General features: G+C 42.2%; 21 protein-coding genes and 1 other annotated feature. Of the genes, 13 read left to right on the top strand and 8 right to left on the bottom strand.

The genetic code is table 11. From position 1 onward, the window contains the following. From D3H55_RS01930 to D3H55_RS01965, 8 genes are all read left to right on the top strand, one after another. Complete coding sequence (locus D3H55_RS01930) at positions 1-768, top strand: thiazole synthase (RefSeq protein WP_119545222.1); 768 nt, start codon at positions 1-3, stop codon at positions 766-768. Then, positions 765-1,784, top strand: a complete 1,020-nt coding sequence (locus tag D3H55_RS01935; RefSeq protein ID WP_119545223.1) for a thiazole biosynthesis adenylyltransferase ThiF — start codon at positions 765-767, stop codon at positions 1,782-1,784. The genes D3H55_RS01930 and D3H55_RS01935 overlap by 4 nt, the downstream gene beginning before the upstream one ends. Before the next feature lie 9 nt (positions 1,785-1,793). Further along, positions 1,794-2,609 (top strand): bifunctional hydroxymethylpyrimidine kinase/phosphomethylpyrimidine kinase, encoded by an 816-nt coding sequence (gene thiD / locus D3H55_RS01940; protein WP_119545224.1) that lies wholly within the window; start codon positions 1,794-1,796, stop codon positions 2,607-2,609. A 25-nt stretch (positions 2,610-2,634) separates the two neighbouring features. Further along, positions 2,635-3,258, top strand: coding sequence for a thiamine phosphate synthase (gene thiE, locus D3H55_RS01945; RefSeq protein WP_119545433.1), 624 nt, complete (start codon positions 2,635-2,637; stop codon positions 3,256-3,258). A 164-nt stretch (positions 3,259-3,422) separates the two neighbouring features. Next, positions 3,423-3,644, top strand: coding sequence for a hypothetical protein (locus D3H55_RS01950; protein ID WP_119545225.1), 222 nt, complete (start codon positions 3,423-3,425; stop codon positions 3,642-3,644). Then, positions 3,645-3,980 carry an HIT domain-containing protein gene (locus D3H55_RS01955; RefSeq protein ID WP_119545226.1) on the top strand — a complete coding sequence of 112 codons (336 nt, stop codon included), beginning with the start codon at positions 3,645-3,647 and terminating at the stop codon, positions 3,978-3,980. A gap of 390 nt (positions 3,981-4,370) precedes the next feature. Next, positions 4,371-4,594: a binding site (T-box leader), on the top strand. A 54-nt stretch (positions 4,595-4,648) separates the two neighbouring features. Beyond that, the gene (gene thrS, locus D3H55_RS01960; protein WP_119545434.1) at positions 4,649-6,565 is read left to right on the top strand and encodes a threonine--tRNA ligase; all 1,917 of its coding nucleotides are present in this window, start codon (positions 4,649-4,651) and stop codon (positions 6,563-6,565) included. Between the two features lie 117 nt (positions 6,566-6,682). Further along, on the top strand, positions 6,683-7,141 hold the full coding sequence (locus D3H55_RS01965) for a GNAT family N-acetyltransferase (protein WP_119545227.1): 459 nt from the start codon (positions 6,683-6,685) through the stop codon (positions 7,139-7,141). A gap of 72 nt (positions 7,142-7,213) precedes the next feature. Here D3H55_RS01965 and D3H55_RS01970 read toward each other — a convergent pair whose 3' ends face one another. Then, entirely contained in the window at positions 7,214-7,669 is a 456-nt protein-coding gene (locus D3H55_RS01970; protein WP_119545228.1) for a GNAT family N-acetyltransferase, read from the bottom strand. Between the two features lie 644 nt (positions 7,670-8,313). Between D3H55_RS01970 and D3H55_RS01975 the strand changes: the two genes are divergently transcribed. Then, positions 8,314-9,651 (top strand): APC family permease, encoded by a 1,338-nt coding sequence (locus D3H55_RS01975; RefSeq protein WP_119545229.1) that lies wholly within the window; start codon positions 8,314-8,316, stop codon positions 9,649-9,651. Positions 9,652-9,769: 118 nt separating this feature from the next. Here the strand turns inward: D3H55_RS01975 and D3H55_RS01980 are convergent, their stop codons facing one another. Further along, complete coding sequence (locus D3H55_RS01980; protein WP_119545230.1) at positions 9,770-10,060, bottom strand: phospholipase; 291 nt, start codon at positions 10,058-10,060, stop codon at positions 9,770-9,772. 171 nt (positions 10,061-10,231) lie between these two features. On the opposite strand from D3H55_RS01980, the gene D3H55_RS01985 reads away from it, so the two are divergent. The 4 genes from D3H55_RS01985 (at position 10,232) to D3H55_RS02000 (ending at position 13,389) form a co-directional block, all read left to right on the top strand. Next, positions 10,232-10,477, top strand: coding sequence for a stage VI sporulation protein F (locus D3H55_RS01985; protein ID WP_119545231.1), 246 nt, complete (start codon positions 10,232-10,234; stop codon positions 10,475-10,477). Positions 10,478-10,576: 99 nt separating this feature from the next. Next, the gene (locus D3H55_RS01990; protein ID WP_136035619.1) at positions 10,577-11,656 is read left to right on the top strand and encodes an NAD(P)/FAD-dependent oxidoreductase; all 1,080 of its coding nucleotides are present in this window, start codon (positions 10,577-10,579) and stop codon (positions 11,654-11,656) included. A gap of 56 nt (positions 11,657-11,712) precedes the next feature. Then, positions 11,713-12,222: a hypothetical protein gene (locus tag D3H55_RS01995; protein WP_119545233.1), complete on the top strand. Its 510-nt coding sequence runs from the start codon at positions 11,713-11,715 to the stop codon at positions 12,220-12,222. An 87-nt stretch (positions 12,223-12,309) separates the two neighbouring features. Beyond that, the gene (locus D3H55_RS02000; protein ID WP_119545234.1) at positions 12,310-13,389 is read left to right on the top strand and encodes a hypothetical protein; all 1,080 of its coding nucleotides are present in this window, start codon (positions 12,310-12,312) and stop codon (positions 13,387-13,389) included. 635 nt (positions 13,390-14,024) lie between these two features. Here the strand turns inward: D3H55_RS02000 and D3H55_RS02005 are convergent. From D3H55_RS02005 to D3H55_RS02030, 6 genes are all read right to left on the bottom strand, one after another. Beyond that, the gene (locus D3H55_RS02005) at positions 14,025-15,326 is read right to left on the bottom strand and encodes an APC family permease (protein WP_119545235.1); all 1,302 of its coding nucleotides are present in this window, start codon (positions 15,324-15,326) and stop codon (positions 14,025-14,027) included. Positions 15,327-15,866: 540 nt separating this feature from the next. Next, positions 15,867-16,211 carry a hypothetical protein gene (locus tag D3H55_RS02010; protein WP_119545236.1) on the bottom strand — a complete coding sequence of 115 codons (345 nt, stop codon included), beginning with the start codon at positions 16,209-16,211 and terminating at the stop codon, positions 15,867-15,869. Positions 16,212-16,368: 157 nt separating this feature from the next. Then, positions 16,369-17,052 carry an HAD family hydrolase gene (locus tag D3H55_RS02015; protein WP_119545237.1) on the bottom strand — a complete coding sequence of 228 codons (684 nt, stop codon included), beginning with the start codon at positions 17,050-17,052 and terminating at the stop codon, positions 16,369-16,371. A 313-nt stretch (positions 17,053-17,365) separates the two neighbouring features. After that, entirely contained in the window at positions 17,366-18,538 is a 1,173-nt protein-coding gene (locus D3H55_RS02020) for a sugar ABC transporter permease (protein WP_119545238.1), read from the bottom strand. A 12-nt stretch (positions 18,539-18,550) separates the two neighbouring features. Next, complete coding sequence (locus D3H55_RS02025; protein ID WP_119545239.1) at positions 18,551-20,071, bottom strand: ATP-binding cassette domain-containing protein; 1,521 nt, start codon at positions 20,069-20,071, stop codon at positions 18,551-18,553. Between the two features lie 81 nt (positions 20,072-20,152). Beyond that, positions 20,153-21,256 (bottom strand): sugar ABC transporter substrate-binding protein, encoded by a 1,104-nt coding sequence (locus D3H55_RS02030; RefSeq protein WP_119545240.1) that lies wholly within the window; start codon positions 21,254-21,256, stop codon positions 20,153-20,155. Between the last annotated feature and the right edge of the window lie 100 nt (positions 21,257-21,356).

The following is a 21,356-nucleotide window of genomic DNA, read 5'->3' on the forward strand; positions in this document are numbered from 1 at the left end:
ATGTTAAAAATTGGCTCATATGAATTTAACTCAAGACTGCTGCTGGGTACTGGGAAGTATCCGGACTTTGACATCCAGAAGAAAGCAGTTGATATTTCTGAGACTGAGGTACTTACATTTTCAGTCCGGCGGATGAATATCTTTGAACCTGAACAGCCGAACTTTCTTGAGAAGCTTGATGTGGAAAAGTACACACTGCTTCCCAATACTGCTGGAGCCAAAACGGCAGAGGAAGCTGTCAGAACGGCAAAGCTGGCAAGGGCTTCAGGGCTGTGTGACATGATCAAGGTGGAAGTGATCGGGGATTTTAAGACGCTGCTCCCGGATCCCGTTGAAACATTGAAAGCTGCGGAAGAACTTCTAAAGGAAGGGTTCATTGTGCTTCCGTACACTTCCGATGATGTCCTTCTTGCCAAAAGGCTTGAGGAGCTTGGTGTACATGCCATCATGCCGGGAGCTTCCCCAATTGGATCAGGACAGGGAATCATCAATCCCTTGAACCTCGGATTCATCATTGAACAAGCAACAGTACCAGTCATTGTGGATGCAGGAATAGGATCACCTGCGGATGCTGCCTATGCCATGGAATTGGGTGCGGATGGCGTTTTATTGAACACGGCTGTATCTGCTGCTAAGGATCCCGTGAAGATGGCAGAAGCAATGAAACTTGCCATCAAGGCAGGCAGGCTTGGGTTTGAGGCTGGGAGAATCCCGAAGAAACGCTATGCTGCGGCGAGCAGTCCATTGGAAGGAATGAGTACCATTTGAATGACCGTTATTCGAGACAGGAGCTATTCAGCGGGATTGGCAAGAAAGGGCAGCAGGCTATTTCGCAAAAACATGTTCTGATAGTTGGTGCCGGTGCACTGGGAAGCGGGAATGCAGAAGCTCTCGTCAGGGCAGGAGTCGGCAAAGTGACGATCATCGACAGAGACTATGTGGAATGGAGCAATTTACAACGTCAGCAGTTATTTACCGAACAAGATGCCGCTGAAAAAATCCCAAAGGCTGTGGCCGCTAAGGAAAGGCTAACCAAAATCAATTCTTCGGTATTGGTTGAAGCCATCACAGGTGATGCGGGCGTGCAGGAATTGGAAGGACTTCACAAAGATGTTGATGTCATCATCGACGCAACAGACAACTTTGACACCAGGATGATCATCAATGACATTTCCCAGAAATATCGGATTCCGTGGGTTTATGGAGCCTGTGTCGGCAGTTACGGCATCAGTTACACCATCATCCCTGGAGTTACACCATGCCTCCACTGCCTGCTTGAAACTGTCCCGCTCGGGGGAGCAACCTGTGATACAGCAGGGATCATCAGTCCTGCAGCAGGGATGGTGGTCAGTTTTCAAACTGCTGAAGTGATGAAGCTGCTTGTCGGAGATTTGGAACATATAAGGAAAAAGCTTGTTTCCTTTGATCTTTGGGAAAACCAGCACACCTCCATTTCACCCGGGACTTTGAAGAAGGAAGACTGCCCTTCCTGCGGAAGCCGCCCATCCTACCCATTCCTAAGATATGAAAACCAAACCAAAGCAGCAGTATTGTGCGGCCGGGATTCTGTTCAGATACGGCCCGCCATGAAAGGGGATAGGGATTTGGAGCGGACAGCACAAATTCTTTCCAAAACCGGCGGAAGGATAGAACGAAATCCTTTTCTATTATCCTATGAGAATTCCGGGAAGCGCCTTGTCTTGTTTAAAGATGGACGGGTCCTTATCCATGGCATAAAAGATATTGCAGAAGCGAAAACGATTTATCACCGTTATTTAGGATAGGAGGATTTTATGGAAACTGTAAAATCATTGACTATAGCAGGTTCCGATAGCGGAGGCGGAGCAGGGATCCAAGCTGATCTGAAAACCTTCCAGGAACTCGATGTATACGGAATGTCCGTTTTGACAGCGGTTACGGCACAAAATACACTGGGAGTACAGGGTGTTTACCCTGTTCTGCTGGAAGCGGTAGAAAGACAGCTGAAATCGATTGCTGATGACCTTGCCCCCCAGGCAGTAAAGACAGGCATGCTATTCGACAGTGAGGTGATCAGGATGGTTGCCGGGGCTATAAAAGAATTTGATTGGCTCAACATCGTTGTCGATCCTGTCATGATTGCCAAAGGAGGTTCCCCTCTCTTGCAAAAGGATGCTGTGGAAGCTTTAAAGACCGAATTGATCCCACTCGCCAGGGTCATCACTCCCAACATTCCTGAAGCAGAAGTCATAACGGGAATGAAAATTGATACAATGGACAGACGAAAAGAAGCAGCTAAGACCATCATAGACCTTGGAGCTCAGTCTGTTGTCATTAAGGGTGGCCACGAAAATACAGAAATTGCAAGGGATCTCTTTTTTGACGGAGAGCAATTTGAGACGATTTCTGCTCCACGGATCAATACAAAAAACACGCACGGTACAGGGTGTACATTTTCTGCAGCCATTGCCGCCGAACTTGCAAAAGGCCATTCGCTTTGTGAATCTGTGCATACTGCAAAAACATTTATTCAATCTGCCATCCAATACGAACTGGGAATCGGTTCCGGACATGGACCGACAAATCATTGGGCATACAACCGCAGGGAGATGATTTCTGTTGACGCTTAGAAAATCTCTATCTTTTTATTTCATTATGGGCAGCCGGAATTGTACTGCTTCCGGCAACCCGGTGAAGGTTCTGAAAGATGCACTCTCGCAAGGCGCCAGCATCTTTCAGTTCCGGGAAAAAGGACAAGGATGCCTTGAAGGCGAAGGTTCAGAACGAATGGCGATTAAACTGCAGGCTGTCTGCCGTGAATATAATGTGCCATTCATTATCAACGATGATGTTGAACTGGCTTTGAAGATCAATGCGGATGGCGTCCATATCGGTCAGGAGGACGGTGACCCTTCATTAGTGAGGAACAGAATAGGAGATAAAATCCTCGGGGTTTCAACTCATTCTGTTACGGAAGCAGCCGCAGCGATTGAGGCAGGTGCTGATTACCTGGGAGTCGGACCTATGTTTGCAACAACAACAAAGCCGGATACGAGGACAGTAAGCGGACCAGAGCTCATAAGTGAAATGAGAAGGCAGGGGATTCAACACCCCATAGTAGGAATCGGCGGAATTAATGAAGCTAATGCTCCAGATGTGATACAAGCAGGGGCAGATGGAGTCGCCGTCATCTCCTGTATAAGCAGCGTCCATGATCCCAGAACTGCCGCCTCAAGAATGAAAGCCGCACTCGATAAAGCAAGGACTTCAACACATTAAAGCAGCGGGGAACAGTCCCCCGCTGCCTTAATGTGTTGAAATAACTGAACTTTCGAAACCATCCCTGTCTCTCATTCGTCTAATTATAAAGATGTTTTTTAAAATCAGCTTTTTAGATGCACTGAATGGAGCGGATCATTAAAAGAATAGAAGGGGGAATGGGTATGACTACCGCCCAAAAGAGAACAGTTCTGCTGTTAATGCTGGTCTCCACCTTGATTGGTGTTGTAATCAGGCTTTTCGATGTAAGTCTTTCAACTCAAGAAATTGTATCTTTTCACAGTCTTGATATTCTGATCCTGCTGATCATCATGACACTAAGCGGAACAGGACTCCTTCTGGTGAATAAAAATCCTGGTCGCATTAAGAAAGCAAGGGTGAAGTAGATGACGAATGACTTTTACTGTGATGAGGTATTAAGCGGGAAGACTGCAGTTGAGAAAGTGAAGGAGACTGCGAATGTCCTTGCTTACCACCATACTAAACCATATTATCCAGTCCATATCGTGGTCATCCCCAAGAAGCATATCCCATCGCTTATCGCGATAGTTGAAAGTGAACATGATCTCTTGCTGGAATTGATGCTTGTCATCAAAGAAACAGCAGCAGAAGTAACCAAAGAATATGGATCCTGCAAAGTGATAACCAATTTGGGTGAGTACCAGGATTCAAAGCACCTTCACTGGCATATAGTTTCAGGTCAGCCCTTGAATCAAAGCTGAAGAGACAGATGGAAGAACACACAGAAGCATGAAGAATACAATGGATATACAATACTTAAACATTCCACATTTTTTTCCAGATTGAGTTGACATCTATACGTGAATGCTATATATTATTAAAAAATTATATGAAACGTTGATAAGGACACGGGTTTTTCTAAAACGGTTCACAGAGAGGGAAGCCGCAGCTGAAAGCTTCCCAACGCAGAAAGAAAAACTTACCGCCTTGGAGTTGTATTGAGGAAGTCACAGTATTCAATACCGCAGATGCTGCGTTAAAGCACCAAAGCCGCCTGGGATTTCAGGCGGGAAGCTGGGTGGAACCACGGGTCCAAAACACACACGTCCCTTTAGAGGGATGCGTGTGTTTTTTATTTTCTTAAAAAAATATATTTGGCTATGAAAAGGACATGAGATCTTCTTAACTGGTTCACAGAGAGGGAAGCCGCGGCTGAAAGCTTCCCAGCACAGAAGATGATGCTTACCGCCTTGGAGCCGTATTGGTGAATTCATCAGTAATCAATACCGCAGGAGCTGCGTTAAAGCAAATGAAGCCGTCATCTCTTGACGGGAAGCTGGGTGGAACCACGGGTCAACACACACTCGTCCCTTTTACAGGGATGGCTGTGTGTTTTTTTATTTCCAAAAATCAAAGGGAGTGGTTAATCATGAAACAACAGGAAATTCTCATCAAGTTTCCAGATGGGAAAGAAAAGAGGTACCCGGCAGGAATTACACTGGCTGAAATTGCCCAATCAATCAGCCTCGGCTTAAAGAAAAAATCTGCAGGCGGCAGAGTCAATGGTGTTTTAGTTGATCTTAACCGGTCGATAGGAGAAAATGCCTCCATCGAGCTGCTCGAAGTAAAATCAGCGAAAGGAATAGAAATGATGAGGCACAGCGCCGCTCATATTCTGGCACAGGCAGTCAAACGCCTTTATGGAAAGGTTCATTTAGGTGTCGGACCCGTCATCGAGAACGGATTTTATTATGATTTGGACCTTGAGAAGAACATTTCAGAATCCGAACTTCAGCAAATAGAGAAAGAAATGAAGAAAATCATAGCTGAAAACCTCCCGATACAAAGAGAAGAAATCTCACGAGATCAGGCTAAAGCCCTCTTTGCGGAAGATCCGCTGAAAATAGCGCTGATCGATGATATACCGGAAAATGAGAAACTCTCTATTTATCGCCAAGGTGAATTCTTCGACTTGTGCAGAGGGCCGCACCTCCCGTCAACAGGAATGGTGAAATGTTTCAAATTAACACATGTGTCTGGTGCCTACTGGCGAGGTGACAGCAATAATAAGATGCTTCAGCGTGTCTATGGTGTCGCTTTTCCTTCAAAAGAAGCGCTTGATGAGCATTTCGTTTTTATCGACGAAGCCCAAAAACGAAATCATCGCAAACTCGGCAATGAATTGGAATTGTTCATGTTCTCGGAAGAAGCACCAGGTATGCCATTTTATTTAAACAACGGGCAAAAAATCCGCAATGAACTAGAATTTTTCCTGCGGCAGCTGCAGAATTCCTATGATTATGAGGAAGTCAGGACACCGATTATGATGAACCGCAAACTTTGGGAGCAATCCGGCCATTGGGATCACTATAAAGATAATATGTACTTTTCGGAGGTCGATGATCAAAGCTTTGCCCTGAAGCCCATGAACTGCCCGGGTCATATGCTGATATTTAAAAACAAGCTTCATTCCTATAGGGACCTGCCCATCAGGATGGCAGAATTTGGGCAGGTTCACCGCCACGAATTCAGCGGTGCATTGAACGGTATGCTGCGGGTGAGGACTTTCTGCCAGGATGATGCCCATATCTTTGTTACACCCGCACAGATCGAAGAGGAAATAAAATCCGCTTTAAAACTGATTGATCGTGTATACAGCACATTTGGGTTTCAATACGAGATTGAGCTCTCCACTCGACCTGATGATTATATGGGGGAAGAAGCGCTATGGGATAAAGCAGAGGAATCCCTTAAAAACGTCCTGGACCAGCTTGGGTACCATTTTACAATCAATGAAGGAGACGGGGCATTTTATGGACCGAAGATCGATATACACATCAAAGATGCCCTGAAGAGGAGCCACCAATGTGCGACTGTTCAACTGGATTTTCAAATGCCAGAGAAATTCGACCTGCATTATATTGATGAAAACAACGCAAAGGTTCGCCCGGTCGTGATCCATCGAGCTGTCTTCGGATCGATAGACCGCTTCCTGGGAATCCTGATCGAGCACTTTGCCGGTGCCTTCCCAGCCTGGCTCGCACCACTGCAAGTAAGTGTGATCCCGGTTTCGATTCAGCATCACCGAGAATACAGCCAAAAAGTTGTTGATTATTTAAAACAAGAAGGAATCCGGGTCGAGTTCGATTCAAGGGAAGAGAAAATGGGCTATAAAATGAGGGAAGCACAACTGAAGAAAACACCGTATATCCTGGTGATCGGCGACAATGAAATGAAGAATGGCTCTGTGAATGTACGTCGATATAGTGATAAGGATTCCATTGAGCAGAACCTCGAGGAATTCATTACAGAGCTTAAACTAGCCGTCAGCAATAAGAAACTTTAACTCGTTCCCGCCTTTCCAGAAAGGGAGGCGGGTTTCTATGTTCCTAAAAAAGGAATAGAGATAGTTATAGAGAACACTTACTAGGAGGGGTTTTTATAAACAAAGGGGGAAATCTTTATGGTAAGACTAAAAAGAATGACTGCAAAAGAATTTGATGCCTTCCTTGATCATTCGATTGAAAATTATGCTAAGGAAAAAACAGAAGCAGGAAACTGGGCACCTGAAGAAGCGTTGGAAAACTCAAAGAATGACTTCAAACGCCTGCTTCCAAACCGGGAGAACTCGGAAGATAACTATTTGTATACCATTTGGGATAATGATTTAGCTGCCGGTTCCATCTGGCTGGCCAAAATCGGAGAGGATACCGGTTATATCTACAACATATTCATAGAACCCGAGCATCAGGGAAAAGGATACGGTAAACAGGCAATGCTCGAAATTGAAAAAGCTGCCAAAGCGTTGGGGTTCTCCAAGATTGAACTCCACGTCTTCGGACACAACCAGACGGCCAGGAACCTGTATGAAAAACTTGAGTATGAAGTGACCAACGTCATCATGGCAAAGAAGTTATCGTAAGCATTTGGGTCCATGATTCCTTCCCATTCAAAAAGGCTTAGAGAGAGGTTCCTCTAAGCCTTTTTTGTTGAATCATTGATTTATATACTTAATGACTGCCATTTCTTTGCCGAATCTATTTCCATTGTCTATAAAACCTAAGCTTTTGTATAGATGATGTGCCCCTGAATTCTCTGGATGATAGCCCACAATGATTTTTTTGGCATTCGGTAACTTTTCCATTTCTAAAATCATTAATTGTACTGCGGCTTTTCCTATTCCTTGACCTTGAAATTTTTCATCCACCATAATTCTATACACCCAATACCCGTCAAGTTCCTCTGGAACAGAATTGAACATTAAAAAGCCGGCTGCTTTCTCACCCAAATATATTGCATATGGTTTTAATGAAGGTTCAAACTTTGATTGCGCAATTGAAATTGCATTTGTTTCAATGAAATCTGTTTGATTTGCGGCAACTTTTAATACACAGCATTCATACCAGTTTTCTGAATTCAATTCAATTATGTTAACGTCTTTTCTAATCACTAGTGTTTCCCCTTTCAGAATGAGGGAAAACGCAAAAACAACTTAGTTAATTCGGCGTGATCCCCATAGTGTTTTTAAAAATCAATGCTTTGTTTATCATCATACTGAACGCCTCCTATAACCTATATTGCCTGAAAGAATATGAAGAATTTTCCGGCTTTTTATAGTATAGCATAATGAATGGATGGATCGTCACGCTTTAAAAATATTTCTGAGCTGTCCTATTCATAAATTTCTTGCCAAAAACAAATACTGAAGAAAGTGGAAATCGATTCAGCTGGGCTTGAATTATAAAAAAGTAAAATTTATCTCTTGACGAATGAATGACAACCCTTGTATAGTCTTAATATACTTTATTGCATAAAAGCATAAAAGCGTTAAAGCGAAAAAGTCATCTTCACAAATAAATATAGACAGTGTACGAAAGCAGTAGCGGGTAAGCGGGCAGTTACAGAGACTGAATGGGTGGTGTGAATTCAGGCAGCTTATTAGTGAATTACATCGTGCATTAAAGCTGTCTGACAATGAAGCGGGTGGAAAGAATTCAATTTCCATCAACAAGGGTGGTAACGCGGAGCTCCTTCGTCCCTTTTGGGTGAAGGGCTTTTTTGTATTCATTTACAAGAAGGAGAAGGTGAGTCATCATGAAAAACGGATTGAAACGTGAACTGGGAAAATGGCATGGATATGCCTTGATGATAGGAGGCATGATCGGGTCCGGCATTTTTGTTGTCACAGGAGAAGCTGGGGCCCAGGCAGGACCGTCGGTGCCATTTGGCTATGTAGTTCTTTTGCCGGTTTTGCTTTGTTCCGCTCTTGCTTACTTGATCTTCATGAGTACACCGCTTGGTAACAGCCCAGGTGGAGCGTATGTGCATATCAGCAGGACTTTCAAAAACTTTTTTGCCGGCTTCCTGTTCATGTGGTTCCAATACATTGCATTGCTTGGTGTCATGGCGATCATGGCGATATCATTCGGTGATTATATTTCTGGTGTCATCGGGACCGGCAACACGGCGACTCTAGCAACTGTATTGTTATTGATTTTTTACTTATTGAATATCATTGGGGTGAAATGGTTCGGTGTCGTCCAGCTCGTCATGTCAGCCATTTTGTTTGTTGCCATTTTGGTACTGGTTGTGCCTGGAGTATTCTTTATCGAAACAGAGAATTTTTCTCCTATGCTTCCAAACGGCTGGAGCGGCTTCGTCGCGATTCTGCCATCGCTGTTCTTTGCATACTTCGGGTTTGAACAATTGGCACAGGCAGGTGGGGAGATGAAGGACCCGCAAAAGGCGATGCCGAGGACGATGCTGATCGGTTCCTTTGCTACAGTCATTATCTACTTCCTGATTTCGATCGTCGCATTCGGGGTTGTTCCATACGACCAACTCGCATCCTCACAAAGCGCCATGTTTGATGTAGCTTCAGTATATCTGCCGGCCGGAGGGAAATGGATTGTCATGACGGGAATCATCATGGCATTTGCTACAACGCTGAATTCACTCGTAATGGTCGTTTCAAGAATGCTCTTTGCGTTTGCGGAAGACCGTGTCATCCCGGTAGGTATCGCCAAAGTCAATAAGCGCTTTAATACGCCGCATATTGCGATTACCATCAATACAATCATTGTGCTGGTGCTGATCTGGACAAGGACGCTGGATTACTTGTTGAATGTGTCGCTTCAGGGGATGTTCCTGATGTACATCGGCCATGCAATCGCAATGATTGCTCTGCCGTTTGTCAGACCGGCTCTTTTCGAAACAGCATTGATTAAACCGAAGCTCCCGCTGATCATTTTCTGCGGAATCTTCTCCTTAAGTGTACTGCTGTTCTTCAGCTACACATTGATCCTGTCCGTTATCAAACTCCTTCTCTTATGGACGGCAGTAGGGATAGTCATCTTCCTGCTCGGAAGAAGACAGGGACAGAATAACCAATTTGATTATGATGCTCAGCTAGAAAGCGCCTGGAAGGAATAGCGCTTCACCGCTTTAAAGCATGTGGGGACAGTCCCTCACCACTTTAAATCACTAAAGCGAATTTTCTAATCCAGAATAAAAGCCGGCTTCCCATGAGGGGGGAGCCGGCTTTTTGATATCAGCAGGAAAACATTGTCTTCAGTTTCATGAACCGGAACATGATGCGTGCATTTCTTCCTTCAGAAGTATTCTGGTGCATTCGTCTTCTCAACCGATCCATAAAGAGGCGGTCGCATTCACATGAAGGGCCATAACGGCTGTAGCACTCGTCGTGAAACTTGCAGGCAGCATCCACAGCATTGACTGGAGCGCCAGGACCGCTGCATCCCGGGCCGCAATACCTATAGCCGGGAAAGATACAAATCCCTTTGGACCTTCTGAAATTTCGGTTCCTTTCTGGCGGTTGCATGTAATTCCTCCTTATAAAAACTCCTTATTGCAATATATGCTCGGGAAGCATAATGGCTTGTATGACCGCCTAATAAAGCAATAAATATTCCTGATGCCGGGACGTCCGTTGATACAAGACGCTACCGACTTACATAGAATGTGGAGAAACGTTTTGAGAGGAGGTCCATAAATGTTTGGTAACTTCGAAAAAAAGACCGGTGTAAAAATGGATGATATCATGAAACTGGCTCAGTCATTCCAAAACACGAATTTCAAAGACGAAAAACAGGTGAGAACCCTTATAAAGAAGGTAGGGCAAATGGCTAACAAGCCTGTTTCCAAAGAAAAAGAAGAAATGCTTGTCAAAGCTATCACAACGGGGAATGTACCTAAAGATATGAACGAGATCCAGAAGATGATGAATAAGAAGAAGTAAGAGGCAGCAGCAGCTCTTGGAGGGCTGCTGCTTGTTTTTATTCCATGCAAACCGTTAGACTGTAAATTACATATAAACAAGAAGAAAGGTCGTTAACGAGTGAAAAAATTACTTTTGGCCGGAGGCGGCCACTCACATATACAAGTAATGAAAAGATTAGAAAGGGAGCCAATGGACGATGTGGAAATCACCTTGGTTTCCCCATCAAAATATCAATATTATCCTGAGTTGTTTTCAGGCTACATAGAAGATAGGTACACCAAGGAAGAAATCAGGGTAGATTTAGAGAGAGCAGCAAAGGAGGCGGGAGTGATCTGGAAAAAAGGAGCCATCCTTTCAATAGATCCAGTACAGAAGCTCGCTTTGACAGCAGGTGGAGAAATCCTGGATTTCGACCTCCTATCGATTGATATTGGCTCCATGACAAGCGGTACAGATAAAACCCCATTAACAGAAGACATCTATACCATCAAACCTAACTATCAGTTTACTGCTTCCATTGATGCAATCCGACTTGCTGATAACCTCGTCATTACAGGAGCTAATCGCGCAGCAGTCGAAATTGGCTCATCGCTACAATCATGGAGGATGCAAAATGGACTACATAACTCCCTAACTTTGATATCTCCTAATAAACTGCTATCTGATAAGATGACGCCCAACGCAAGTGCTAAAATTGTCCAACTATTAACTGAAAAAGGGATTGAGCTGCATCTTGGAAGTGAAATACAGGCGATTCGGGAAAACAAAATCCTCTTGCCCCAGCAGGAAATACATTTTGATAAAATGCTCTGGGCACAGGATCCCAAAGCACCTGATTTGTTTAAGCTTTCAAAATTGCCGGTTGATCACAATGGCTTCTTACTAATAGAGAATACTCTACAGGTGAAAAAATATCCATTTATCTTCGGTACCGGTGAATGCGCAGTAATGGAAGGGATGCGGCCATATTCTCATTCCTTTTATACCTCAATTAAGCAAGGTAACGTCTTGTATACAAACATTAAAGGATTCCTAGGGACAGGTGAAGGTGAATTATATACCGGGCATATCCCAAAGCTTTCTCCATTGGAGTTAGGAAGATACCATGGGCTCGCGGTATTTAACAATAGAACGTTTCACGGAAAAATACCTTGGCTTTTGAGACAATTAGAAAATAAAAGGCTGTTAAAAAACTGAAAGAAAAGCTCGTTATTTTCATTTCTGCATATCCTGGAATCGAGGAGGGTGAAAGAATGAGATTGCCTGCGATCGATCTAGGATTGATGTCTGAACACCTGGCTGCCCATGAAGGAGTCATTTATAAACTGGAAATCTATCTTAATAATGTCCAAAACAAAACGTTTAGGAAGATATTAAAAGCCCATATAGATACTTTGCGTAATCATGTGCTCGTGATGCTGATGCTTATAAATCCTAACCGTGTTGAAAAAGTATCTCTGCCGGACATCGAAAAAATGAATATGGATGTGCCTTTGGGAAAATTGACTCCCTGGGAAAAAAATATGGTACTCGAAAGCCGGTTCACAGCAAACGCAATGGGAAGCAACAATTTCAATTCAGCTTCTATGATGAAAAACGATAACGTCAAGAACATCCATTTGCAAATGTCCTACCAGGATATTCATTTTCAAAAGATGTATAATAAACTAATTACTGCTGCTGATGTAGAATTTGTTCCGATGGCTTCTTTAGAAGAACAATGGAAGGCACTTCGGAAATATCAGCATGTCATGTCTCAATAACTAATGAGCTGCTATAAATGCAGCTTATTTTATTTGTGAATTACGCCTATAATACTTGTAGTCCCATAAGTGAAGGAGTGGTTAATAATGAACCACCAATTAGTAAAAACAGTGAAACTCTTTGATCAAACAGAAAAGTATGGAGAGATACGCAATATATTCGGGGTTGGAGATCCTCATGTCGCCAAAATAAATGATCAATGGGTTATGTTTATGGGAGGGTTTCAAAGGAACTTCAAAAACAATATTTTTACAGCAACACTGCCAGCTGGTGAAACATTAGACAGCAATAATTGGACCATTGAAACATATGATGATAATCCAAAAAAAGCGAAACCGATAGCACCTAACTCAGAAAAGGGCAGTTGGGATTACTACGGTTATCATACTCCTTGTTATGTCTCTGGAGAAGACAAGAATGGGGAGAAAGCTGAGAGAATCTATTACACTGGGCACGGGTCCAAAAATGTCTTGGATAATCATGCTCCATATTCAATTGGGGTATTCAACAAAACACCAAAAGGGTGGGAACGATTTCCCGCCCCCATATTGACAGGAACTCCCGAAAGTCCTAACGTGCTTGAACCCAAAGTAAGATTCTTCAAAGGGAAATGGCGGATCTGGTATGTGACGACTAAACAAGAAACCGGGAAAAAAGGGTACCCACAGTATCGTATTCAATACGTAGAAAGCTTAGATGGTTTAACTGATTGGTCAGAACCGGAAAATTTATTCTTCGAAAAGGAAAATTACTATGACGCCTCTGTACATGCTGCTGCAGTTGGTTATGAAATGGTTGTCTGCAGAAGTACGAACCTATACGGAAGAAACCCTTTTCCGAAGCAAGGTCTATGGCTGCTGAAAGGCTTGGAACCTAACGGAAAACGAAACAACTGGTCCAGTGAGCCAAAACTGATCCTGGACGCAGAAAACGGTGAAAATTGGTACCAAAATGGAACCGCCAATCCAAGCTGTCAATATGGCGATACCAAAGCTGATATAAATACCTTATATGTATTCTTTACAGGACTCAACAAACAACGCAACTGGTTGCAAATAGCACTGAGAAGACTAACAAAAGGTAAAAAGCCGCCGTTTCCTTCACCATTTTATTTTTCAATAGGAAGAATTGAGCTGAAAAGAATAGAAGAGGATGAATTAACTTAGTGATTTACACCTCTTCTTTAATAAATTATTTAGTTTACATAACATATATTATAGGAAGTGAATCGAAAACAGTTCATTTCATCTCACAGCCAAAGAATACTACTAATATTGAGACGAAACAAAAATCCACTTAGATGATTTGGTGAATTACTAAATCGTATAGCATTTCTCGATTTTATTATTTTCATTCAAAATACCTTTATTATGTTTGAGTTCATTATTTCTCCAGACTTTTTTCTTTAAAGAAACTTTTAGTGTACTATTAATTAATTCTACAATTAGTTTATAACAGTTAAAGCTATACTACTGCCTCTCTTTTATGTATTAAACAAGTTTACATAATATAATTATTGAGTTACAATCCTTTTTGTTTTATTATCACTCAAAGTATTTCATCTTCCTTTCCAACTGAATCAATAATTATATTATGGAGGAAAGTAACAACCTTTCACCCTACCATTTTGGTACTCGTCATTGCTCACTAAGCCAAGCCCCCCCTGTCTAATCTTATATTTTGAAATAACGCTCGCAGCTCTTTATAAACCTCAATATGCACCTCCTTCTTCCATGGAAAAAAGCGAGAGTAAAAACTCCCGCTCCTTTCATATAATGTTCACTTTGCAATAAGTTCACTTTTAAGAGTTCTCCGAAGTCCGTTTCAAAAATAATTTTTCTCCTATAAACGTAACTATGATCAGCAGGATGGCTACCGTTACGACTAAAAGATCCGACTTGATTTTTACCCAGAGAAATGCACTAAGAACAATTCCATCAAGAATGAAAGCCCCCATTACAATGAAGGGGTTGGCGTTGACCTTTTTCCTCAAATGTTTGAATACTCCCCAATGAATGGTCATGTCCATTACCAAATATAGAATGGCTCCCATGGAAGCTATTCTTGATAAGTCAAAAGAAATTGTCAGCACCAGAGCAAAAACCACAGTGTAAACAAGCGTATGTTTCTGGACGGAACCTGGCATACCGAAGTGCTTATGTGGAATTAGCTTCATTTCCGTTAACATTGCCAGCATTCTTGAAACAGCAAACACAGAAGCAATGATGCCCGTAATGGTTGCAATGATCGCAATGATTACAGTAATCCAAAGACCAGTATCCCCGAAGGCAGGCTTGGCAGCTTCAGCTAAGGCATAATCTTTTGAACTGATTATTTCACTAACGGATAAGTTGGTAAAGACAGCCCAGGAAAGTAACATGTATACAACCAGACTGATTAATATGGATATGAGAATGGCTCTTCCTACATTCTTCCTGGGTTTCGTTATTTCTGACCCGCTGTTTGTAATGGTTGTAAACCCTTTAAATGCAAGGATTGTGAGCGCAGTAGCAGCTATATAGTTTTCCATCGAGACTGTTAGACTACCCTCATTAGATTCTGGAGGCGTGAATGTGAAGTCAGCCACCCAAATTCCTGCCGATGCTATGACTGTTAATCCTATTATCTTGATTAACGAGGCAATTGAAGTGAAACTTTGAATAAATGCATTTCCAGATATATTGACTAAAAAGGAAAATAAAAGCAATCCCACACCTAAAATGGGCACCAGCCAGTCTGCTTGGCTGCCGTTAAATAACTGCAAGGTGTATGTACCAAAAGTCCTTGCCACAAGACTTTGGTTAATGATCATTGAAAAGGCCATCAACAGTGCTGCAGATGCGGTTATGGTACTTTTTCCATAAGCCTTCATCAGGAACATACCTATCCCACCTGCTGAAGGATATTGCTGGCTCATCTTAACATAAGAATAAGCACTGAACGCCGTAACAATACTGCCTGCGATAAAAATTAAAGGAAACCCTGCCCCGGCTAATTCTGCCACTTGTCCAAGAAGGGCAAATATTCCCGCACTGATCATCACTCCTGTTCCCAATCCTACCGCTCCAGTGAGTGAAATACTTTGTTTTTTATAATCAGCCATGTGATCCTCCTCCTTCGCGAAAAAAAATTTCCACCAATGGCTTTACCCTTTAGAGAATTGATTATTCATATTTAGATAAAATTGAAAAAAAAGTAGTCTCTATTCTGCCGTTTAAGGGGTTCTTATTTCTCTTTAGCTTTTCAATACTCTTTTTGGTGCTTGAAAGAATATTGCCGCTTTGAAAAATGTGTAACGGGTGACCGCTGGTCGTTCACCAATCTACAGGGCAATTAATCGAATGCAGATTCCAGCACAGATATTAAGGTCTGCTGATTCAGCTACTTATGTTTAAGGGATACAATCCACAATCGGCAGTTATAATCCTTTAAATGCAGTTAAACTTAGTTGGGGATTCATCCAGGCTGGGACATCTAGGAGTTCTCTGCGCACATTAAACGGCTGCCATTCCTTATGCTAATAGTGATTTACTTACTGGCCTAAGCATTGGGAGTACTAAAAAAAACACTTTAGAGGAGAAAGGTGAATTTTTCTGAAATAATAAAACCGTCTACCCAAATAGACGGTTCCAGTCTTCCTATTCTATTTATAAGCAGAAGCAAGGTCTGTCTTGGTCCCTTCCTTCCGCTTCACTTCATCGATCTTATCCACGAACATTTGAAACACTTTACGTTTTTCATCCAATTCCTGTATATCTTCTTTCAAATGAGTGTACTTTTCTTCAAATGGTTTATGATACATTTGCCTGATATTCCTTATGATTTCATCGTTGACAGTGGATTGGATCACTTGCTTTGTAATTCCATATTTATAAGTATAGACTCTAAGTTCTTTCTTCAGCTCACTATATTCATCATTGATTTGATCCAGCACTTCTGAAATGTCTGCCTTCCATTCATCCAGTGATTTTGCTAAGTAATCTTCCATTTCGGCCTCCCCGCTGGTATTCTAACCTTACCTATGTATTGAACTATCATTAATAAGTATACAGCTGGGCGATTACATCCTTTTTGCCAAACCATTACATTGTAATATCAATTTGTTATCTCAATTTCTTTTTTGTTCACGAAATGTATCCCTGACATTATGTATTCGCCTCTATTATTGAGAATAACTCGCTTAATGACTGTATCTCGGCAAATGGTTGAATTTCCGTATTGTTCTCAATTCTGTACGGATTGAACCATACACCCTTAATATTCACATTCTGGCAGCCGCTAATATCCTTTTGCAGGTCATCACCAACCAATAATGTATCTTCAGGCTGTACATTAAGCCGGTCAAGTGCTAATTTAAATATTCGTTCATCGGGCTTCCTGCATCCCGCTTCTTCTGAAATTATGATGACTTCAAAAATATCATCCAGTTTTGTATTCTTTACTTTTGCCTTTTGCCTGGCAGTTGACCCATTCGTAATGATGGCAACCTTTACTTTCTCTTTCAAAGTTCGTATTACATCTAAAAGTTCAGCTTCAATAGTAAAGCATAGAGGGAAATGGTGATTCCAAAACTCCTGAATCCCGCTTTCAGTTAATCTTTTTCTTGGAGGAAATTCTTCAAACAGTGGTGCCAGCACTTTGGTCTTATCATTATCTCCATAGGCTCTTCTATCAAAATCCTTGAACTTCTCATTCATGTTTTCTTTCAGAGACTGGTTCACATCCATATAACACTCGGCTAAAACCTTTAAAAACAGTTCATCAACAGCATGATCCCTGTTAAGCAGCGTATCATCCAAATCAAATAAAATTGCTTTATACCTGTTCAACTAAAAGAACCTCCAGATCTTTATTAATATTCTATTCCCTTAAAATATCATTCTGCTTAATAAGCAAAAAACCCTTTCTGTATTACAAAAGGTTGTTTACATATTTAATAGTTGCTTCATAAGTTTCCCTAAAGCCTGGTTAGCCCATGTCAACCAAGGACTTATCCTAGAAAGCTTACTCTTTGTAATTCATTCATCAATTCCCAACTATATAACTGCACCAAATAGCCATCTTTTAAGGTATAGCAAAAAGGCTGGCTCTTCCACTGATTGCTAATGGATGGAGCCTGCCTTTTTTTATTCTGTATGAACACTAAGCTCTTTGCCTGCGGGTCATGACATCGAAAATAACAGCCAATGCCAGGACACCACCACGTATCATGTACTGAGGAGCAATCCCGACACCCATCAGGTTCATTCCGTTTGTCAGAGTTGCCATTACAATGGCTCCGATGACAGCTCCGGTTACTTTACCGACACCACCAGCTGCGGAAACACCGCCAACGAATGCGGCTGCAATGGCATCTAATTCAAAAAGAGTTCCAGCTGTGGTTGTAGCGGCTTGCAAACGGGCAGTAAAAAGGATGCCTGATAGTCCTGCCAGCATACCCATTGATCCGAAGACCAGGAAGGTGATTTTGCTAACACTGATGCCGCTTAGATGTGCTGCTTCAGGGTTGCTTCCCACAGCGTAGATATGCCGTCCGATCACAGTCTTGGTTGTGACGAAGTGATAGATTGTGACAACCAGAAGGATGATGACGACTGTCCATGAGATTCCATTGTATCCAGCTAACAACCAGGTGAAATAGGCAATGATCGCTGAGACAAAAACCAGCTGTATGATGAACATCGGTTGTGAAACCACATCAAAGTTATACTTGATTTTGTTTTTACGATTATGAATGGCGCTGATGATATATAATAAAATACCGATTGCCCCGATGATTAGTGATAGTAAATGCAGCCCGCCAACTTGTGTTATGGAAGGAATATATCCGTTCCCTAACGCGTTGAATGCATCATTATCCACATTGATGGTTCCGGATTTCTCTGTAACTAAAAGAATGGCACCGCGGTAGATAAGCCATCCGGCCAGCGTCGCCACAAAGGCTGGGATGCCGATTTTGGCAACCAGGAAACCTGTAACGGATCCGGCAAGAATACCCAAAATGAGGACAAGGGGAATGACAATATAAACCGGTACACCATTCAGGAGCAGTATGGCTGCTATTGCGCCAAGAAAACCTGCCAGGAACCCGATGGATAAGTCGATGTGCCGGATGACAATAACAAGCATAACCCCGACTGCGAGAACGGCTATGTATCCTGCTGAATCCAGTAGATTACTGATGTTTCTTGAAGACATGAATAATCCATCAGTCAAAATTGAAAATGTGATCATGATGATCAATAAAGCAATGTACATCCCATAATCACGAATATTGCGTTTGATGACCTGCTGTCCTTCTTTTAACAAATTCATTCATACTACCTCCTATTGCGTCGCAAGCTCCATGATTTTCTCCTGACTTGCTTCCTCAGATGACATCTCACCTTTAATCTCACCCTCTGCCATGACATAAACACGATCACTCATTCCCAGGATCTCGCCAAGCTCTGATGAAATCATGATGATGCTCATTCCTTTATTGATCAGTTCATTCATAACAGTATAAATTTCAAATTTTGCCCCGACGTCGATTCCGCGTGTCGGTTCATCCAGGATCAATAGCTTGGGACTGACAAAAAGCCATTTCCCTAAAGAAACCTTCTGCTGGTTCCCCCCGCTAAGATTGCCGGTCAGCTGCTGGATCGATGGCGTTTTTATTCCTAAAGATTTTCGATATTCTTCTGCTACTTTTATTTCCTCGTTTTCATTGATGATCCCATTGGAGGAGATGCCGTTTAAATTCCCGGCAGAAATATTATTTTTTATATCTTGCAGTAAAAACAGTCCATTTCCCTTCCGATCCTCGGTTACATAGGCAATTCCTGCTTTGATGGCATCCTTAGTGTGTTTGTAAGTGGCAAGCATTCCATCCACAAACAAATCTCCTTGGAGCTTGTATTTACGGGCATTCCCGAATATACTTTGCGCAAGCTCTGTCCTTCCTGCGCCCATCAAGCCGGCAATACCGACAATTTCCCCTTGCTTAACGTGCAGGTTCACGTCTTTTGCAACCTGGCGGCCAATTGCAGGGTCATATGCGGACCAGTTCACTAATTCCAGTACTTTATCACCATATTTTTTCTCTGGCCGTTTTGGATAGATATCGCCAAGTTCCCTGCCGACCATGTTCTTGATGATGGAAGCTTCCGTTATTTCCCCTTTTGAAGCGTCCAATGTACACATCGTTTCTCCATCTCTTAGGACCGTTGCTTTATCTGCTATCGCAATGACTTCCTTCAGTTTATGAGAAATCATGATGCTCGTAATGCCCTGTTCTTTTAACACCCGGAGCAGCTCCAAAAGATTTTCACTATCGTCTTCATTCAATGCTGCTGTCGGTTCGTCCAATATCAGCAGCTTTACTTCTTTGCTCAGTGCTTTTGCAATTTCAATCAACTGCTGCTTTCCCACACCCAGTTCTTTTATCAAGGTTTCAGGGTTGACTTTCAGATTGACTTTTTCAAGTAATTTCTTCGATTGAACGATCGCTTCATTCCAATCAAGGATGCCGCCGCTCTGTATCTCGTTATTGATAAAAATATTTTCATAAACTGCCAGATCCGGAAATAATGCAAGTTCCTGATAGATGATGGCAATACCGGCATCGACGCTGTCACTGATTTTATTGAACCGCTGCACCTGGCCATTAAAAACGATATCGCCTTCATACGTTCCATAAGGATAAACACCGCTCAGCACCTTCATCAATGTGGATTTCCCAGCCCCGTTTTCTCCAACCAGACAGTGAATTTCTCCCCGCTCTACTTTGAAATTCACATTGGATAACGCTTTTACACCTGGAAATTCCTTTGATATCTGGTTCATCTCTAAAATATACTCACTCATGTTATGCCTCCTTAACCAGACCACTTAAAACATATGGAATAGTGATAGAAAATCTATCACTATTCCGCTGCACCAATTTATTTATTCTAATCCTGTAAATTCGTCTGCTTTATAGTATTCACTGTCAACGATTTCTTCCTTTACGTTATCTTTGTCAACACTGATGACATCGGATTGTTTAGCAGGTACTTCTGTTGATCCGTTATCATAAGAACCTGTCGTTTCAGGTGTTTCTCCATCAAGGATGGTTAATGCCATATCCATAGCATCTTTAACCAGTGTACGAACATCTTTGAATACAGTCATTGACTGCTTATCATCGATAATGTACTGAATGGAAGCTTTTGTTGCATCCTGGCCGGAAATTACATAACTAGTAATTCCGCTTTCAGCAGAAAATACATCGGCAATCGCGCGGGCAGTGTCATCATTAGGTCCAAGGATGGCTACATCGCCTTTCATGTCATCTCCTGCTGATGTTAAGTGTGTTTCAGCTTTATTCTTGGCTTCGTTTGGATCCCATCCAGTAGTAAGCTGACTGACAATCTTACTCATTTCTTCACGGGATAATTCCGCTTTATCTTTTAAAGCTTCTGCTTCACTTGAGTTAGCAATTTTAAATGTACCATCAGCGATTTTGGGCTGAAGTACATTCCATGCGCCTTCGAAGAACAAGAAAGCGTTGTTATCCGTTGCTGCACCGGCATACATGTATAGTGGAACTCCCGATCCTTCTGAGTGGTCAACTAAATACTGTGCTTGTGCTTCACCTACGGCAACGCTGTCAAACGTTACATAGTAATCAACTGCATCAGTATTGGTAATCAAACGGTCGTAAGCAATGACAGTAATATCTTCTTTCTTCGCAGCTTCTACTGCACTTCCAGCAGAATCACCATCTACTGGCGTAATGATCAAAACATCGATTCCTTTACTGATCAATGTGTTAACATTTTCTTTTTCTTTTGCAGATGAACCCTGGCTGAATAAGATTTCAGCAGAATACTCTGAATCTGCGATTGCTTCTTTGAATCTTTCTTCATCCTGCACCCATCTTTGTTCATCTTTTGTCGGCAGGACAATCCCTACCTTAAGGTCCCCGCTTCCACCAGTACTGCTGCTGCATCCGGTAGCAATAAGGACGGCCATAATGGCAATAGATAATACAAGGAATAATTTCTTCATTTTGTAACCCCTTTCAATTTGTTGTTTCACTGACAACCTAAATATATCAAGAGTCAGCAAGGATGATAACGCTTACTTATAGCACTATTTTGTCATCTGT

Origin of the sequence: Bacillus salacetis, assembly GCF_003581585.1 — a bacterium.
Lineage (GTDB): Bacteria > Bacillota > Bacilli > Bacillales > Bacillaceae_B > Rossellomorea > Rossellomorea salacetis.

Bases quoted from the DNA above. Each gene is read 5' to 3' on its own strand.
- D3H55_RS01930 (WP_119545222.1), top strand. From the start codon at position 1: ATGTTAAAAATTGGCTCATATGAATTTAACTCAAGACTGCTGCTGGGT.
- thiE (WP_119545433.1), top strand. From the start codon at position 2,635: ATGGGCAGCCGGAATTGTACTGCTTCCGGCAACCCGGTGAAGGTTCTG.
- D3H55_RS02020 (WP_119545238.1), bottom strand. From the start codon at position 18,538: ATGAATTTGTTAAAAGAAGGACAGCAGGTCATCAAACGCAATATTCGT.
- D3H55_RS02000 (WP_119545234.1), top strand. From the start codon at position 12,310: ATGAACCACCAATTAGTAAAAACAGTGAAACTCTTTGATCAAACAGAA.
- D3H55_RS01975 (WP_119545229.1), top strand. From the start codon at position 8,314: ATGAAAAACGGATTGAAACGTGAACTGGGAAAATGGCATGGATATGCC.
- D3H55_RS01985 (WP_119545231.1), top strand. From the start codon at position 10,232: ATGTTTGGTAACTTCGAAAAAAAGACCGGTGTAAAAATGGATGATATC.
- thiD (WP_119545224.1), top strand. From the start codon at position 1,794: ATGGAAACTGTAAAATCATTGACTATAGCAGGTTCCGATAGCGGAGGC.
- D3H55_RS01950 (WP_119545225.1), top strand. From the start codon at position 3,423: ATGACTACCGCCCAAAAGAGAACAGTTCTGCTGTTAATGCTGGTCTCC.
- D3H55_RS02025 (WP_119545239.1), bottom strand. From the start codon at position 20,071: ATGAGTGAGTATATTTTAGAGATGAACCAGATATCAAAGGAATTTCCA.
- D3H55_RS01995 (WP_119545233.1), top strand. From the start codon at position 11,713: ATGAGATTGCCTGCGATCGATCTAGGATTGATGTCTGAACACCTGGCT.
- D3H55_RS01955 (WP_119545226.1), top strand. From the start codon at position 3,645: ATGACGAATGACTTTTACTGTGATGAGGTATTAAGCGGGAAGACTGCA.
- D3H55_RS02030 (WP_119545240.1), bottom strand. From the start codon at position 21,256: ATGAAGAAATTATTCCTTGTATTATCTATTGCCATTATGGCCGTCCTT.
- D3H55_RS01980 (WP_119545230.1), bottom strand. From the start codon at position 10,060: ATGCAACCGCCAGAAAGGAACCGAAATTTCAGAAGGTCCAAAGGGATT.
- D3H55_RS01965 (WP_119545227.1), top strand. From the start codon at position 6,683: ATGGTAAGACTAAAAAGAATGACTGCAAAAGAATTTGATGCCTTCCTT.
- D3H55_RS02010 (WP_119545236.1), bottom strand. From the start codon at position 16,211: ATGGAAGATTACTTAGCAAAATCACTGGATGAATGGAAGGCAGACATT.
- D3H55_RS02005 (WP_119545235.1), bottom strand. From the start codon at position 15,326: ATGGCTGATTATAAAAAACAAAGTATTTCACTCACTGGAGCGGTAGGA.
- thrS (WP_119545434.1), top strand. From the start codon at position 4,649: ATGAAACAACAGGAAATTCTCATCAAGTTTCCAGATGGGAAAGAAAAG.